The following is a 15286-nucleotide window of genomic DNA, read 5'->3' on the forward strand; positions in this document are numbered from 1 at the left end:
CGGCAAAACCTGACCGGCTTGCCAGTCACTCAACAGATCCAGATGATTTGAGGCCGCCATTATGCACCCTTTGCACTCGCATCCCGCTTCAACCACCACGCTTGCTCCCGCTGCTTCCACCTTTTGGCAATCCGCCGCCCCGGCGCCGGAGCAGGCACTATCGCTCGGCGCCCTCTGCGAAGCGCTGCCGGAAGCCGTCTGCTGTGTCGATGAAGATCTGATCGTGCGGCATTGGAATCACGCCATGGCGCGGCTGGTGGGAGTGACGCGCAAGCAAGCGCTGCAGAAGCCGGTGTTCTCGCTGGTGCCGAGCAGTTTCGAGCAGGGTTTGCGGGGGGAGTTGCAGCGCTTGTTTGAAAGCGCGCACAGTGACCGGGAGGAAAACGCGAAGTCGCCGCTGCAACTGCAGGGCGAATTTCAACAGTGCCACGGCAACGGTCCGAGCTTCACCTTCCGCTATCATCTCAGCGCGCTGCCGGCGGCGGGCGGGCAGCGCCTGGCCATGCTGGCGTTGAGTGAAATACCCCAGGGCCGGATTCTGCGCAAGCAGCATCAACTGCTCGAACAGCTTCTGCTGCTGGGCAAGCTCAACACCAGCGTGGCGCACGAGCTGGCGGGCGCGCTCGACGTGATCTGCCACCGCCTCGATGACATCCTGGGGATGGCGACGCAGAGCGGTAATCACGAACTGGAAGCGGGCCTGCACGACATCATCACGCAAATCTACCGCATCAGCTACCTCACCAACAACATGGTCAGCCTGGCGCGCGATGCCTCCGCTCATCTCGTCGCGCTCGACCTCAACGACGCCATTCTGGAGGCACTCGCCCTGCTGCAACAAACCATGAATCATGAAGTGTTGTGCACCATGGTGCTCGCCCCCAACTTGCCGCCCATCACCGGCGATGCGATTCTGCTGCAGGTGGCGCTGCAGAACCTGCTGAAATACGCGATCATGGCCGCCGGTGAAGACGCCGTCCCCAAAATGCAAACCGAACCGCAGCCCAACGGTGAAGGAGTGGTGATCCGCCTGGAAGACCGCGGCGCCCCCCTCGAGGCCGAAACGCTCGAGCGTTTTTTCGATCCGGTGTTCAATGCGGAGAAATTCGGCTTGGGGGTGGGCTTGGGGCTTTTCCTGAGCCGGAGGATCATCGAAGCGCATCACGGCGAGATCGCCGTGCGTCCTCACGAAGCGCACGGCTCGGAAATCATCATTTCGTTTCCGTCGGCGCGGCGTTGAGGCGTGCGTCCGTCTGGGCGCCGGCGTTGTGCTGGGCTTCCCACAGCTTCAAATACAGCGCGAGTTTCACCATCGCCGTCACCAACGCCAGGACCAGGCCGTGCTGGCCATCGCGCCAGCCCTGCTTGGCGACGTATTTGTTCCAAAACGCCGCCAGCGGCCGGAAGAAAAAATCCCACCAATGCACGCGCCGGCCGGCGCGATCCAATGCTTCCAGCGAGCTGTAGCGATTCATGCGCGCCAGGCTTTCTTCCAGCGTGCGATGGGTGTAGTGCAGCAGGTCGTGCTGCAGATGAGCCAGCGTTCCCGTCACTGCAAAGCCCTCATGCGCATGCGTGTTGATCAGCCGCGCGCGGGCGGCGCGAAACAAGCGCAGTTGATAACCGGGATACCAGCCGCCATGCCGCATGAATTTTCCCAAAAACGTGCTCAAGCGGGGAAGGTAATAGCCGTCCGCCGCCGTTGGGTTCTGGAGAACCGATCGAATCTCGGCGGCGAGCGCGGGCGTGATGCGCTCGTCGGAATCGAGGCTCAGGACCCAATCGCCGGTGGCTTGCTCGAGGGCAAACTGCTTTTGCGCGGCAAAACCCGGCCAGGGCCTGACGAACCAGCGCACCTGCGCGCCGCCTGGTTGTGCTTGCGCGGCGGCGAATGCACGGCACAGCGCCTGCGTCTCATCCCTGCTTTCGCCATCCACAATGATGATCTCATCGGCAAAGGCCGCGCTCGCCAGGCAGTCGCCCAACAGATGCGCCTCATTCTGGGTGATGATGATCACTGAAAGCCGGGGCGCGCCCGGCGTCATGCTCTTGGTCATTGCTGGTGACTCTGCGGCATTTTCATTCATGTGGCGTCTCGCACAGTACCCGGATTATTGCGTTTTTCGTTTGCATGAGGCGTTGTTGTCTCCGGCGTAATGCGGCCAGCATCGTACCCGCGAAGATTGGTGCCGAACGGCAAAAGGCGGGGGGTTGCTTTATCCGGCCACCAAATGCTGTCGTACATTACTCGAATCTCAAAAAGGCAGAAGCGCACGCCCTGGCGAAGAGTTGTAAAGAGGAATTCGACTTCAGGCATTTCGTGAATGAAGACAACATGTGTTGACGCTAAAATGTCATGCCCTCGAAACACGTCAGAAATGCCGCCCTTTCAGGGCAACCTGCGATGAACCTTGTCAATATCCCAGGGCGCTGCCCGTGGGCTAATGCCTGTGAGCCCGTCGGGGTCAAGCTGGCCCTTTGGAGAAGCCGGGGTGCTTAACGTCGTAGCGTTCGCCTGCGCCTGCGTCACTTTCCGCGATTCATTCCGCTGCAGCCCGGCCACCTTGCGCCTCCGCCGCGCCCCTGCGCGATGACAGGCATCTCTGCACCGCCGCCAGCACCTGTTCCACCTCCAGCTTTTGCATGCAATCATGTGTCTTGATCCGGCACGCCACGCCGTTGCAGCCGAGACAAGCCAAACCTTCCTGCCGCACAATTTGATGGCCTTCACCCCAGGGACCTTGCAAATCCGGGCGCGTGGGGCCATAGATGCCCACCACCGGCGTCTGCATGGCAGCGGCCAAATGCAGCGGCCCGGAGTCATTGGAAACGAGCAGACGCAAGCGCGCCAGCAGCGCGGCGGATTGCATCAAACTCGTCGGCGGCGCCAGCAACGCCGGCGATTGCATCATCTCCAGGATCGCCGCGGCCTCCTCGCGTTCCTGCCGGTTGCCCCACAACAGGATGATCTGTGCCGCTCTCGCGGTTGCCAGACGGTCGCCGAGCGCCGCGAATGCCGCCAGCGGCCAGCGCTTCGTGTACCATCCGCCGGAAGCGTTCAAACCGATCACCGGCCGGCTGCGATCGAATTCCTGCTTGTGCCACCATGCGTTGATTTCTTCCTGTGCGCCGGCCGCCACCTCCACGCGCAACGCCTTGGTGACGAGGGGAAGCCCCAGACTGCGCAACGCATCAAGATTGAATTCGACTTCATGCACCTGATCCCCGCGCGGGGTGACGAGATGATTGTAAGCGAAGCGGCGGACGCGAAATTTGTAGCCCACCCGCACGGCGGCGCGCGTGCCGAAGGCCAGTAGCGCGCTGCGTGGATTGCCGAACAGGTCGATCACCAGGTCATAACGCCGCCGGCGCAAATCGCGCAGCAGGGCCAGTTGCTTGCGCCAGCCCGGCGGATTGCGCTCGAGCACGATCAAATCATGCACGGCCGGATGATGCTGCACCAGGGGAGCGGCCGGCGGTTCGGTGAGAAAATCGATCACGGCGCCGGGCAGCGCTGCGGCCAGATTATCCAGCACCGGCGTGGCCAGAATCACGTCGCCGATGGCGCGCAGCTTGATGACCAGAATTTTTTTGAAACCGCCGCTGGGTGGCATACGCAAACGATGAACTCCGCATCCGTGAGCTGTCAGGTTTGCTCAGTCTCTTGAGATTGAAATCGTTGTTCTGACAGCAATGACTTTCTCCAGCGGAGGAAGAGCTTTTTCCTCTGCCGGGTTGTTTCTGTTTGTTGGCGATTTCCCTTGAGTTGCGGTTTAACCGCGTTGGGCAGTGCCCGTGCGAAATTGCAGCTTCTTGACAAAAGCGTTCCTGCGGTGGCTTGGCCGGCGCATTGAAGAGCGAAGCGTTGCAACGGCGCTCGCAGTTCGAAAACCTCGGCGCAGCCGCGGCCGGAACATTTTCGGACCGGCACGGGAGGGCGAACACGCCGGCTCGCGGCGAGAAGGTAGAAAAAGAAAAGGCAGGACACAACGAGATTGTGCCCTGCCCTTCACCGTGCCTGATCAGGCGGAAAACGCTGACTACTTCATCAAAACGAGCCGCCTCGCCTGCCTGGCTGTGCCCGCCTGCAAAACCGTGAAATAGAGCCCGCTGGGCAAATGGCCGGCGTGGAAAGTCGCATGATAACGGCCGGCCGGCAGGTTGCCCTCCACCAACACCACCACCTCTTGTCCGGCAAGATTGTAAACTTTGAGGGTAACGTGTGACTCCTCGGGCACGACATAAGCAATCACGGTGGCAGGATTGAAGGGATTGGGGTAAACGTGCAGCAAATCGAGTTGATTGCCGGCTTCACTGATCGCCGCTGCCCCGCTTTCCAGCGGCAAGCCAGCCTTGGCCGCGCCGCCGGCATAGCATTCCAGTTCGTAGACTTGGTTGTTGGCCTTGTTGTTTTGATCCATGCGAATACGGAAATAGCGCGCCGCAAAAGGCGAACTGAATGTCACATCCTGCGTGCCGGCCGTACCGGCATTGTTGGTGTAAACCGTCGTCCAGTCGCCGTCGCTGTTGCCGCCGCTGTTGGAAATTTGAAAGCGATACCTGCTGGCAAAGTAGTTCTCTTTCCATCGGATCACCGCGCGTGTCAGGTCGAATGCCGCACCCAGGTCGACGCGCAGCCAGGTGTTCGGCGCCGGCTTGCTCACCGTCGCGCTGCGCCAATATGATGAACCGGAACTGGTGCCATCCACCGCGCGGCTGGCCGCAAAGGAACTGTAGGTGCTGGAGGCCGTTGCCGGCTTGTTTAAAGCTAAATTGCCAGCGGGTGCAGCCAATGTCATCGCTGAAGCTTCATTCGAATTTGGCGAGTCGCCCGCGACATTGGTGGCGCGCACGCGGTAGTAGTAGGTTGTATTGGGCGACAAACCCGTGTTCGAATAGGTCGTGACATTCGCGCCGGTGGTGGCGATCTGCGTGTACGGCCCGCCGGAAGTGGTGGCGCGATCGATTTCGAATCCGGTTTCGTCACTGGAGTTGTCCTGCCAGGCGAGATTGATTTGACTGCTGCTCACCGCATTCGCCGTCAAGTTGGTGGGCGCCGCGGGCGGTGGGGGTGGCGATTGCGTGGTGGCGAAAGCTTCGTTGGAATTGTCCGAATCGCCCGCGGCATTGGTGGCACGCACACGATAGTAATAGGTTGTGTTGGGCGACAAGCCCGTGTTCGAATAGGTCGTGACATTCGCGCCGGTGGTGGTGATCTGCGTGTACGGCCCGCCGGAAGTGGTGGCGCGATCGATTTCAAAGCCGGTTTCGTTACTGGAATTATCCTGCCAGAGAAGGTTGATCTGGCTGCTACTCACTGCGGTGGCGGTGAGATTGCCCGGCGCTGCCGGCGGTTGCGCCGTTGCCCAGGTGGTCGCATTGGCCTCGTTGGAGTAATCCGAATCCCCGCCGCCGGCGCTGGCGCGCACGCGATAGAAGTAGGTGGTGTTCGCAGCCAGACCGTTGTCGGAATAGCTCGTGGCATTGGCGCCGGCCACGGCGATCTGGCTGTAGCTGCCGCCCGCGCCGGTCTTACGTTCGATTTTGTAGCCGTCTTCGATGCCGGAATGATCAGTCCAGTTGAGAGTGATGTTGCTGCTGCTGGTGGCCGTCGCAGACAACGCCGTGGGTGTAAATGGGATGTCGGTGAGCGTGAAAGAGTTGTCGCTGAGATCGCTGGGATCGCCATCGGCGGCATCGGACACGCGCACGCGCGCCTGGGTGGAAGCCGGGGCCGCGATGGTCCAGGCGTAGACGCCGTCGTTGCTTTCGTTGGCGGCAATCGTGGTCCACGCTGATCCGTCGTTTACGGAGTATTCCAGCTTGACCGGGTTGGAAAAGTTGGTGCTGGTCCAGTTCAGCGTGCGCGTGGTGCCGATTTCCCAGATCTCCCCGCCATTGGGGATCGTCAGGTGCAGGCTGGGCGTGCTGGGTTGTTCATTGACGTGGCTGATCACCGTGAAGCTGTCGATGATCTCGCCGCGCAGATTCTTCATGTAGAAGTAAGCTTTGTTGGGTTGTCCCTGGTAATGAAAAACGCCGAACAAGGCGCCGTACTCCGCGTTTTGGCTGCGGGTATAGATGCTTGCCCACCAACTGCCGGACAATTCTTGCGAACGAATGCCGTGTCCGCCGATTTCGTGCACGAACACGAACGTCTTGCCCTTCTCAATGTGCAGCGTGTTGGCAGTGCTGGCGATGGTTTGGTTTTGCATGCTGCTGAGCAAGTGGGTGCGGCTGTAGCTGTGGGCATGGCCGGTGGCGATGATGGCGCCGCCGAGGCGTGACTCCTCGTAAACGCCCCAGCCGGTTTCATCGGTTTTGTTGACCACCTGCATCAGCCGCATGTTCTTGTGCCAGCTCACGATTCGCCAGATGGAGTTGTCGGCTGCCAGTTGCTGGCGAATGTAGGCGTCATGTCCGGTTTCGCGAATATCGACCCCCGACAGGATGATGAACAATCCGTTGAAGGAGAGCGATGATTTGAGGCCGAGCGTGCCGCTCCAGGGAATGCCGATGCGCTGCAGGCGGGCTTCCAGTCTGGCTTGATAGCCGGACGGCCCGTCCCATTCGTCTTTGTCAGCGTCGCCGATTGAAACAAAGTAGGGGAAATTGGCGCCGAGATGATCGTTGATCATTTGATCCCAACCGGCGGGATTGTGATCATAGTCGAGATCGCCCTGGTGAATCACCGCTTGCGCGCCTTCGTTACGGATCATATCCAAAACAGCGCGCGCATTCTCACCGAACCCTTGGCCGCCGATGAAGGCTATTTTCAGATTGGGGGGCGGCAGGCTGGTTGCTTGCGCCAGCGCGGCGCAAGCAACCAGCAGACTGAAAAGGAAAACGACAAGGCTGCCAGAGACCGGGAATCTATCGGTTTTCATATCAACCTCAGGTTGAGTGAAATGAGTTGCAGGAATCCTGCGCTGACCACGGCACAGCAGGCCTGCGCAGGTGGGCGGTTGACCGCCATGTTCTTATTGCATGAGCCGGGCAAATACTTCGCTCACTTCATCAACAAGAGCTTGCGCTGCACGGCAAATTCACCGGCTTGCAGCAGGTAGAGATACACCCCGCTCGCGACGCGCCGGCCGTTTTCATCGGTGGCGTCCCATTCGAAACGATGCCGGCCAGCAGCGAGCCAGCCTCCGGCCAGGCGTTTGATCAACTGACCATTGGTACTGTAGATGGTGAGCGAGAATTCGCCTTCTGCCGGCAAGCGGAAGCTGATCAGCGTCGTCGGATTGAAGGGGTTGGGATAATTCTGCTCGAGCACAAGCTCGGCCGGACTTGCGGTTGCGGCAAAGTCGTTCTCGCCGGCGCTGATCTTGGCTGCGCCGGCATAGCACTCCAGCTCGAAAACCTGATTGTTCGCCTTGTTGTTCTGATCCATGCGCACGCGGAAATAGCGCGCCGCGAAGGGGGAGGTGAAAGTCACGTTCTGCGAACCGGCGGCGCCGGCGTTGTTGGTGTAGACCGTCGTCCATTCGCCGTCGCTGCTGCCGCCGCTGTTGGAGATTTGAAAGCGATACCGCCGCGCGAAGTAGTTTTCCTTCCAGCGGATTACCGCGCGCGTCAGGCTGAATGCCGAGCCCAGATCAACGGCCAGCCAGGTGTTGGGAGTTGATTTGGTCACGTTGGCGCTGCGCCAGTAGGAAGTCGTGCTGCCATCCACTGCGCGGCTGGGCGCGTAGGAACTATAGGTGCTGGAGGCCGTCGCCGGTTCGCTCAGTGCCAAATTGCCCGTCGGCACATTTGTCACCGTGATGTAGTTCGCCTTGGTTTCCACGTCAGAGTCACAGCTACTGGTGGCGGTGAGCGTCACGGTGTAATCGCCGGCAGCAGTGTAGGTATGCGAGGGATTCTGCGCGGTCGAGGTGCCGCCATCGCCGAAATCCCACGCCCAGGAAGTGGGACTGCCGGTGGATTGATCGGTGAAATTCACCGTGAGCGGCGCATTGCCGGAGGTCGAGGACGCGATGAATTCTGCTGCTGGCGGCAGGCACGGATCGACGTGAATGTAGGCAGCCTTGGTTTCCACGTCAGAGTCGCAGCTGCTGGTGGCGGTGAGCGTCACGGTGTAATCGCCGGCAGCAGTGTACGTATGCGCAGGATTCTGCGCGGTCGAGGTGCCGCCATCACCGAAATCCCACGCCCAGGAAGTGGGACTGCCGGTGGATTGATCGGTGAAATTCACGGTGAACGGCGCATTGCCGGAAGTCGAGGACGCGATGAATTCTGCTGCTGGCGGCAGGCACGGATCAACGTGAATGTAGGCAGTCTTGGTTTCTGTATCAGAGTCACAGCTACTGGTGGCGGTGAGGGTCACGGTGTAATCGCCGGCAGCAGTGTAGGTATGCGCGGGATTCTGCGCGGTCGAAGTGCCGCCATCGCCGAAATCCCACGCCCAGGAAGTGGGATTGCCGGTGGATTGATCGGTGAAATTCACGGTGAACGGCGCATTGCCCGAGGTCGATGACGCGATGAACTCTGCTGCTGGCGGCAGGCACGGATCAACGTGAATGTAGGCAGTCTTGGTTTCTGTATCAGAGTCACAGCTACTGGTGGCGGTGAGGGTCACGGTGTAATCGCCGGCAGCAGTGTAGGTATGCGAGGGATTCTGCGCAGTCGAAGTGCCGCCATCGCCGAAATCCCACGCCCAGGAAGTGGGATTGCCGGTGGATTGATCGGTGAAATTCACGGTGAACGGCGCATTGCCCGAGGTCGATGACGCGATGAACTCTGCTGCTGGCGGCAGGCACGGATCAACGTGAATGTAGGCAGTCTTGGTTTCTGTATCAGAGTCACAGCTACTGGTGGCGGTGAGCGTCACGGTATAATCGCCGGCAGCAGTGTAGGTATGCGCAGGATTCTGCGCGGTCGAGGTGCCACCATCGCCAAAATCCCACGCCCAGGAAGTGGGACTGCCGGTGGATTGATCGGTGAAATTCACGGTGAAGGGCGCATTGCCGGAAGTCGAGGACGCGATGAATGCTGCTGCAGGCGGAATGCACGGATCAACGTGAATGTAGTTGGTTTTCGTTTCAACTGTCGAGCCGCAATCATTGCTGGCGGTCAGGATCACGGTGTAGTCACCAGCGACATTGTACGTATGCGCAGGATTCTGCGCGGTCGAGGTGCCGCCATCACCGAAATCCCACGCCCAGGAAGTGGGATTGCCAGTGGATTGATCGGTGAAATTCACCGTGAACGGCGCATTGCCGGAAGTCGATGACGCGATGAATTCTGCTGCTGGCGCGCCGGTCACTGTGATAAAATCGGTCTTGGTTTCTTCGTCGCTGCAATTGCCATCAGACGAGGTTAGCGTCACGGTGTAGACGCCAGGGGCGGCATAGGTGTGAGTGGGATTTTGCGAGGTGGAAGTTTGACCATCCCCGAAATCCCATGACCAGGAAGTTGCCGAGCCGGAGGTCAGATCGGTGAAATTCACCGGCAGGCCGGCGCATGCCTGAGTCATGTTGGCGGAGAAATCCGCGGTGATAGCGCAGGTGTTCGGGCAAATGGTCAGGTAGGTTTGGGCGATATCCTCCCACGCAATCAAGGCGAAATTCTTGGGACTGCTGTTGTGTTTCGCCATGAAGCCAAAGGGAAACGTCGGGCCGGCCGGAAGATTGGTCACATCGAGACCGTCGGTGCCACCCACCTGCGGCGTGTAAAGGGTCGTCACCAGGCTGTGGCTGTGCGGGTTGCCGGGATCGCCCTCGCGACGATAGACTTTGACGCGCTTGTTGCCCTGGCTGGAGAGCAGAATGTAACCCGTGCCGTCGGCGCAGCCGTAGATACCCAGCCCTTCACGATCCGGATCGATGCCGTCGCCCTGTGCAAAAACCGCCAACCGCTGATTACCCATCGCGGGATCGGCGTGGAACTTGTGCACACAGCAATCTTCTTCCGAGATATAGACGTAGCCCAGCTCGTCATCAGCCACCATGCCTTCGGAGTGATCGCCATTTACGTCACCGCCGAAAGACCGCACGAACACCGCACGCACTCTGCCCGCGCCGTTGTCCAGCAACTGATATTGATTCAGCACGCCATTGACGCCGCCATTGCTGTTGACGAAGGCAAAATAGGCGCCGTCGCTGGCGCGGCGATACAAGCAAACGCCATACGGTTCTTTGACCTGCGGCGTGGAGGTGGCGCCGCTGGCGGTGATGTCACTGAGCTGGCGGGTGTTCGGATCGATTTTGAAAATCACCAGACGGCTGGGGTTTTCGGCGCCGACGACGTAGATATCAACCGGTACGCCGCCGACCGGCATGCCGTAGCGTACATCTCCGTTGTTGGGCGTAGCCGAAACGGAAACGCGCTGCCGTTGCTGGCCATTCATGTCCCAAACGTAAACCGCATCGCCGATCTTGTCGGTGCCGATTACCAGGCTTTGCGCCGGGTCGGTGGGATGAATCCAGATAGCCGGGTCATCGGCATCGCCGCTCACCGAGCCGGTATTGACGCGCGCATTGACTGTTATCTCGGAAGGAATGGTCTGCGCCTGCGCCTGGCCGGCAAGCCCGAGCCAGGCGAAGAAAGCCAGCCCAGCCGGAAGAAATTTCCAGCGAGTTGATTTCCTGCCTATCGGGCGGCGTGACGGAAAGATTGCCGGCGCGGGCGGCCGCTTGTTCGTCGCAGCAGTTTGTGGTTGCATGGGCCTTGTCTCCCTGGTTGAATGATGAAGCCTGCGAAGCCCCGCATGTGGCCGTCAACGAAGCAGGGACGACAGGACGCGGTCAGGCACGTGGGCCTTCCCGCCCCCAGCAAGCGGGCTTCGGGTCGGATTGTTTCCGCGCAGCGAACCGGTGGGTGAGGCGCGCCGGCCCGGCTGGCATTGCACAACAGCACGCGTCGCCCGGCAGCAGCGGCGCGGCAAGAGAGGCGGCATGACAGCCCAACGTCAATCGCGTTCGAAGCAATGATGGCAGATGAGCGGCGCTCGCGCGGCACGCTCGGTAAGAACTGGACTGCAGCACTGTTGATTGGAGTGGCGATCTTGAATGGAGTGACATTCTAGCCAAAGTGGGATCTGCATTCTTGGCATGGTGGCAATCGCCTGCCACGGCTGATCGTCAATCAGGAGGGGAGCACGATCAGGAAAGAAAGCGGCATGGTTCCCGGTGGTTTGAATGGGAACACTGGTCGTTACTGGGGGGCGGCTTCCAGTCGCAAGCTGAGGCGGCCGGGGCGCCAATCGGGTGATTAAAGAGATCATCTGGGGTCCCGTTTCGTAGGGTGATTCACTGCGCTGGTCTTGTGGCCACTTGAGCAGGTCGTGCACGAGTGCCATTGCCCCGATCATTCAAATTCGCCGCCGTATCAGCCAGTCTCCGGAATCACCTTCGGGAACAAGACCACTGTCAGGCAAGCCTCCGGTACGCAACGGCTGCGCGCGCATCAACCGCGAACACTGCCCAGCGTCACCGGTTTGGCTTCTGATCAGTCAGAAGTTTCAAAAGCCGAAAAGCTGCACAATGCGAATAGAGAATCTCCCATGTAAAAGTGTGTGAAAGCATCCTGCCATTCTACTGCCATCCCCAAAAGCGCGCCAACGGCAGAAACGTAAGCGTTCGGCTGAAACTTGTCGTCCAGCCGAACGCTTGCACCTTCCGGGGGGAAGTGGAAACCGCGACCGGCGCGGAGGGGTGGCGACAAACCAACCTCCCCGACGCCGGCGCGCACAGCTCACTTCATGAACACGAGCCGTCGCACCAGCCTGGTTTCACTGGCCTGCAGCACGTAGAAATAGATGCCGCTGGGCAGATCCGCAGGCGCAAACGACACCGTGTAGACGCCGGCTTCGCGGCGGCCATTCACCAGTGTGGCGACTTCTTCACCGATCACATTGAAGACCTTCAGCGTCACATGTTCTTCCTGCGGCACGCTGAACGTGATGTTGGTGCTGGGATTGAAGGGATTGGGATAGTTTTGCCCCAGCTCGAAATCAGCAGGCATTTCGGCCGCGATCAACCCCGGCTCATCGCCGGCAGGCTTGGGTGCCGGGCTGGAGCCGGCATAGCATTCCAACTCGAACACGCGGTAGTTGGACTTGCGGTTCTTGTCCATGCGGATGCGGAAGTAGCGTGCCGCAAACGGCGAAGTGAAGCTGACATCCTGGGTGCCGGCCGCGCCGCTGTTGTTGGTGTAGACCGTCGTCCATTCGGCGTCACTGCTGCCGCCGGTGTTCGAGATCTGGAAGCGATACTGCGTGGCGTAATAATTCTCCCGCCATTTCACCACGCCGCGCGTCAGGCTGTATTGTGCGCCCAAATCCACCCGCAACCAGGCGCCGGGGTTGCTGCTGCTGATCGAGCCGCTGCGCCAGTAGGAACTGCTCGCGGTGCTGCCATCCACCGCCCTGGCCGGCGTGTAGGTGGAGTTGTAGGTGCTCGAGGCGGTGGCATTCTTGTTCAATGCCAGGTTGCCGGACGGCGCGTTCTGCGTAGTGGCAAAGGCCTCATTCGAGTTGTTGGAATCGCCGCTGCCGTTAGTGGCGCGCACGCGATAGTAGTAGGTCGTGTTGGGCGACAAGCCCGTGTTCGAATAGGTGGTGACATTCGCGCCGGTGGTGGCGATTTGCGTGTACGGTCCGCCGGAGGTAGTGGCACGATCAATTTCGAATCCGGTCTCGTCACTTGAGTTATCCTGCCAGGCGAGATTGATTTGACTGCTGCTCACCGCATTCGCCGTCAAGTTGGTGGGCGCCGCGGGCGGTGGGGGTGGCGACTGCGTGGTGGCGAAAGCTTCGTTGGAATTGCCCGAGTCGCCGGCGCCGTTGGTGGCGCGCACGCGATAGTAGTAGGTCGTGTTGGGTGACAAACCCGTGTTCGAATAGGTGGTGACATTCGCGCCGGTAGTGGCGATTTGCGTGTATGGTCCGCCCGAGGTGGTGGCGCGATCAATTTCGAATCCGGTTTCGTCACTGGCGTTATCCTGCCAGGCGAGATTGATTTGACTGCTGCTCACCGCATTCGCCGCCAAGTTGGTGGGCGCCGCTGGCGGTGGGGGTGGCGACTGGGTGGTGGCGAAGGCCTCGTTGGAATTGCCCGAGTCGCCGGCGCCGTTGGTGGCGCGCACGCGGTAGTAGTAGGTTGTGTTGGGCGACAAGCCCGTGTTCGAATAGTTGATGACATTCGCGCCGGTGGTGGCGATTTGCGTGTAAGGTCCGCCGGAGGTGGTGGCGCGATCGATTTCGAATCCGGTTTCGTTGGTGGCGTTGTCCTGCCAGACAAGGTTGATTTGACTGCTGCTCACCGCATTCGCGGTCAAGTTGGTGGGTGCCGTGGGCGGCGTTGGCGGCGCGCCCAATCCGTCGATGGCCCGAAAGGCATTTACGCGGCCGGCGCCGAGCTTGCCGGCATAGGAGGGATTCAGGCCGTCGAGGTTGTCCGCGGTGCTTTGCAAGCGGCTGCGCACCTGCGCCGCGGTTTGACTGGGATCCGCCGACCAAATCAGCGCGGCCACGCTCGCGGCAATCGGTGTGGCCATCGAGGTGCCGCTGACCGTGGCCACGTAGTCGTTGGCGGCATCACTGTGATTGTGATAAAGGCTGAGGATATCCGTGCCCGGGGCCGCGACATCGACATAGCTGCCGTAGTTCGAGAAATCGGACTTGAGATCGTTCTGATCGGTGGCGGCGACATTGATGATGTCCGTGCGCGAGCCCATATAATCCGGGCTGTCGCCGGTGTTGTCATTGCCGGCGGCCTTGAAGATCAAACCGCCCGCGGCCAGAAAGTTGTCGATGGCCGCTGCCAACCCGCCGGAATTGGAGGAACCCCACGAGCACGAGGCGATGTGCGCGCCGTTGTTCGCCGCATAATTGAAAGCCTCGGCGCAATAGTCCATGCGCACATAACCCACTTCGATGTTCAAAAAGCCGAAATATTTTTCCGAGGAGCCGATGCGGCAGGCCATCACTTTCACGCCGTTGCCGGCAACCTGTTGCGCGCCATTGAGCCACCCGCCGGAAACGGAGGCGGTGGCGTAGCCGTTGTTGTTGATCGCCGCGATGTTGCCGGCGCAGTGCGTGCCGTGGCCGTTGAAATCGCGCGGATCGTTGTCTTTGGTGGTGCAGTCTTCGCCCGGCCAGCAGGAATTGGATCCCGCGATCGGCGCTGACACAAAATCGTAGCCGACAATGTCATCGATGTAGCCGTTGCCGTCGTCATCGATGCCGTTGCCGATGATCTCGCCGGGATTCTTCCACATGTTGCCGCTGATCGAGGAAAAATTGCCGGCGGCGGCATTGGCGCCGCCGAGATCCTTGTGATAGTAGCGCACGCCGGTATCGAGCATGGCGACGATGATCTGGCTGTTGCCGGTTTGCTGGTCCCACGCTTCCGGCGCATCGACGTCATGATCATTGGCTTGATTGAGATGGTATTGGCTGGCGAATTGCGGATCGTTGGGCGTGGCGTAGACCGTGTGAATGCCGATCGGTTGAGCATCGATCACGCCGGGCAGCCGCTGGTATTCCGCCACCACGGCTTCGATGTCCGCGACGGCACTCGCGAATTTGATTTTATGCCAGCCCGACAAGTCGATCGTCCGGCCGTTATACACGCGCGGCTGGCTGGCCGCAAACTGCCGCGTGAGCGCCACCGCCTGGTATTGCCGATTGAGTTGATCGATGGCATTGAGGCCGGACTTGCCCAGCGCCATGGTGGTTTGGTCGAAATTCATCACCGCCGATTTGTCAAACTGTACGACGATTTCGTCCGGCACCCAGCCGACAAAGCTCGGGATGGCAAGGTCTGGCCGCTTGACCTCCATTTTTTTCACGCCTGCTTCTGACGCCCAAGCCAGTGAAGCGCACGCCAGAAGCATCAATCCCGTGGTAATTGCTCGTCTCATTGCCTCTCCTTTTGGTATAGATCAGAGTTCGGCACACCGGCCAGCTTCAAAAATTGTTTCCCGCATGCCGCTGCCGCATGGTCGAAGCGGCCTTTTGACGCGAGGGCAAGAGAGCAGACCACCCCGGCCGGCGCGCTGCGGGAATCCAGTTTGAAAAAAAAGCTTCCACACCGGTGCATTGGATTTGGCGAATTGCGACAACTGCCTGCAAGAACAGTGAGGTCGATCAAATGAGTAATGAAGGTGACAACACAGCCGTGATATCAACACATTCGCTTGACTGCGAACGAAATGATGGAGATGGAAGGAGATGGCGGATCAGGCCGCGGATTGGTTGGTACGCTGGCTGTCTTCCCCAGGCTGCGGACCGGCGGCACGTGCATCGCATCCCTCATGTCGGTGAAAGGTCGTTCGC

Annotated in this window: 8 protein-coding genes and 2 pseudogenes; 2 read left to right on the forward strand and 8 right to left on the reverse strand. The window is 60.2% G+C overall.

Going from position 1 to position 15286, the window contains the following annotated elements; genetic code table 11:
• Positions 1–61: 61 nt before the first annotated feature.
• Positions 62–1240 (forward strand): PAS domain-containing sensor histidine kinase, encoded by a 1179-nt coding sequence (locus tag L6R21_00060; protein ID MCK6557567.1) that lies wholly within the window; start codon positions 62–64, stop codon positions 1238–1240.
• Here the strand turns inward: L6R21_00060 and L6R21_00065 are convergent.
• The 4 genes from L6R21_00065 to L6R21_00080 all read right to left on the reverse strand — a co-directional run bounded on the left by L6R21_00065 (position 1212) and on the right by L6R21_00080 (position 6719).
• Positions 1212–2087, reverse strand: a complete 876-nt coding sequence (locus L6R21_00065) for a glycosyltransferase family 2 protein (protein ID MCK6557568.1) — start codon at positions 2085–2087, stop codon at positions 1212–1214. The genes L6R21_00060 and L6R21_00065 overlap by 29 nt on opposite strands.
• The gene (locus L6R21_00070; protein ID MCK6557569.1) at positions 2084–2317 is read right to left on the reverse strand and encodes a hypothetical protein; all 234 of its coding nucleotides are present in this window, start codon (positions 2315–2317) and stop codon (positions 2084–2086) included. Before L6R21_00070 ends, L6R21_00065 begins: the two co-directional genes overlap by 4 nt.
• Positions 2318–2540: 223 nt before the next feature.
• Entirely contained in the window at positions 2541–3614 is a 1074-nt protein-coding gene (gene waaF / locus L6R21_00075) for a lipopolysaccharide heptosyltransferase II (protein MCK6557570.1), read from the reverse strand.
• A gap of 426 nt (positions 3615–4040) precedes the next feature.
• Entirely contained in the window at positions 4041–6719 is a 2679-nt protein-coding gene (locus L6R21_00080) for a fibronectin type III domain-containing protein (GenBank protein MCK6557571.1), read from the reverse strand.
• Here L6R21_00080 and L6R21_00085 point away from each other — a divergent pair.
• The gene (locus L6R21_00085) at positions 6696–7067 is read left to right on the forward strand and encodes a hypothetical protein (GenBank protein ID MCK6557572.1); all 372 of its coding nucleotides are present in this window, start codon (positions 6696–6698) and stop codon (positions 7065–7067) included. The genes L6R21_00080 and L6R21_00085 overlap by 24 nt on opposite strands.
• Here the strand turns inward: L6R21_00085 and L6R21_00090 are convergent.
• The 4 genes and pseudogenes from L6R21_00090 to L6R21_00105 all read right to left on the reverse strand — a co-directional run bounded on the left by L6R21_00090 (position 7010) and on the right by L6R21_00105 (position 14871).
• The gene (locus L6R21_00090; protein MCK6557573.1) at positions 7010–9271 is read right to left on the reverse strand and encodes a PKD domain-containing protein; all 2262 of its coding nucleotides are present in this window, start codon (positions 9269–9271) and stop codon (positions 7010–7012) included. The two genes, L6R21_00085 and L6R21_00090, sit on opposite strands and share 58 nt — an antisense overlap.
• Positions 9272–9286: 15 nt before the next feature.
• A pseudogene (locus tag L6R21_00095) lies at positions 9287–9481 on the reverse strand (PKD domain-containing protein).
• A 114-nt stretch (positions 9482–9595) separates the two neighbouring features.
• A pseudogene (locus L6R21_00100) lies at positions 9596–10669 on the reverse strand (phytase).
• Positions 10670–11700: 1031 nt separating this feature from the next.
• Positions 11701–14871, reverse strand: a complete 3171-nt coding sequence (locus L6R21_00105; protein ID MCK6557574.1) for a S8 family serine peptidase — start codon at positions 14869–14871, stop codon at positions 11701–11703.
• Positions 14872–15286: the final 415 nt, after the last annotated feature.

This window comes from bacterium (assembly GCA_023150945.1).
Classification (GTDB): Bacteria; Zhuqueibacterota; Zhuqueibacteria; order Zhuqueibacterales; family Zhuqueibacteraceae; genus Coneutiohabitans.

Coding starts and splice junctions, on each gene's coding strand:
- waaF (MCK6557570.1), bottom strand. CDS start 3,614: ATGCCACCCAGCGGCGGTTTCAAAAAAATTCTGGTCATCAAGCTGCGC.
- L6R21_00070 (MCK6557569.1), bottom strand. CDS start 2,317: ATGCCTGAAGTCGAATTCCTCTTTACAACTCTTCGCCAGGGCGTGCGC.
- L6R21_00080 (MCK6557571.1), bottom strand. CDS start 6,719: ATGATCCGTAACGAAGGCGCGCAAGCGGTGATTCACCAGGGCGATCTC.
- L6R21_00065 (MCK6557568.1), bottom strand. CDS start 2,087: ATGAATGAAAATGCCGCAGAGTCACCAGCAATGACCAAGAGCATGACG.
- L6R21_00060 (MCK6557567.1), top strand. CDS start 62: ATGCACCCTTTGCACTCGCATCCCGCTTCAACCACCACGCTTGCTCCC.
- L6R21_00105 (MCK6557574.1), bottom strand. CDS start 14,871: ATGAGACGAGCAATTACCACGGGATTGATGCTTCTGGCGTGCGCTTCA.